This is a genomic window from Streptomyces flavofungini (assembly GCF_041028215.1).
Lineage (GTDB): Bacteria > Actinomycetota > Actinomycetes > Streptomycetales > Streptomycetaceae > Streptomyces > Streptomyces flavofungini_B.
The window spans coordinates 1-1,150 of the sequence record NZ_JASKYR010001273.1; the positions used below are offsets into that span (position 1 = coordinate 1).

Annotated in this window: 2 protein-coding genes and 1 pseudogene; 1 reads left to right on the forward strand and 2 read right to left on the reverse strand. The window is 74.6% G+C overall.

Annotated features, from left to right (window positions below; genetic code table 11):
• Together AB8Z36_RS40360 and AB8Z36_RS40365 are read right to left on the reverse strand one after the other, a co-directional pair.
• Positions 1–181, reverse strand: a pseudogene (locus tag AB8Z36_RS40360) (hypothetical protein); the annotation flags it as partial.
• A gap of 179 nt (positions 182–360) precedes the next feature.
• Entirely contained in the window at positions 361–1,017 is a 657-nt protein-coding gene (locus AB8Z36_RS40365) for a SanA/YdcF family protein (RefSeq protein WP_369218324.1), read from the reverse strand.
• On the opposite strand from AB8Z36_RS40365, the gene AB8Z36_RS40370 reads away from it, so the two are divergent.
• Positions 971–1,150, forward strand: a 180-nt coding sequence (locus tag AB8Z36_RS40370; RefSeq protein WP_369218325.1) for a hypothetical protein, incomplete at its 3' end; no start/stop codon positions are given. The genes AB8Z36_RS40365 and AB8Z36_RS40370 overlap by 47 nt on opposite strands.

A 1,150-nucleotide genomic window follows, 5' to 3' on the forward strand; every position in this document is an offset into this window, starting at 1 on the left:
CCGCCGCCAGCCCCATCCCGCACTGCAACGCGCAGTACGGACAGTGCGTCGCCGTCGCCGTCACCTCTGCCGAGGCCCCGCGTCCCGCCGGTGTCGCAGGGGCCACCGGTGTCGCGGGGTCCGCCGGTGTCGCGGTGGCCGGGGAGGTCCCGGTGGCCGGGGATGTCGCCGTGGAGTGCATGCCGCACAGCCTGCGCCGCCACTGTTACGCGCCTCCGCGCGGTCGCGTTACGCACGCGGTAAGCCGACCTCAGCCGCGCCCGCCCCGCGCTGTGAGGCCGAGAGCCGGTGCGCCCGGGGCCCAGCATGCTGGGGCTCGACGCGACGCGCATGCGGCTCGGCTCCGCGCAACCGGGGGGCTCAGCGCCGCGAGGCCAGCGCCCGCTCCACGCCCGGCTCCCGTGGGCCCAAGAAGTGCGGGTCGGGCCGGAACACCGCGTCGAGGGCGGCCTTGCCCGCCGCGAACACCTCCCGGGTGCCGCCGTAGTACCAGGTCGCGTCGTGCTTGGCGTCCACCCCGACGCCGTACGACGAGACGCCCGCCGCGTCGCAGAGCGCGACCGCCCTGCGTATGTGGAAGCCCTGGCTGATCAGCACCGCACGGTCCACGCCGAAGATCTTCTTGGCGCGCACGCAGGAGTCCCAGGTGTCGAAGCCCGCGTAGTCACTCACGATCCTGCGGCCGGGCACGCCGTGCTTCTTCAGATAGGCGCGCATCGCGTCCGGCTCGTCGTACTCCTCCCGGCTGTTGTCGCCGGTGACGAGGACCACCTCTATCCGGCCCGTGCGGTACAGATCCGCAGCCGCGTCCAGGCGGTGGGCCAGATAGGGGGAGGGCTCGCCCTTCCAGAGTCCGGCGCCGAAGACCACCGCGACCCGGGTCCTCGGGGCGTCCGCGACGGTCCCGATCTTCTCGTCCGTCGTCACGAACAGCCAGGTCGCGGGCAGCAGCGCGAGCACGCACAGCCCCATGACCGCCTGCACCGCCCTGCGCCGCCCCCGCACGGTGCGCGGCACCCGCAGCCACGCCGGTCTCCGCGGCCCCGCCCATCTGCGCAGCCACGCCGGTCGACGCAGCCACGCCGATCCCCGCAGCCCTGCCGGTCGTCGCGACCGCCGTCCCCACCCCGACCGTTCCATCCGATCCGCC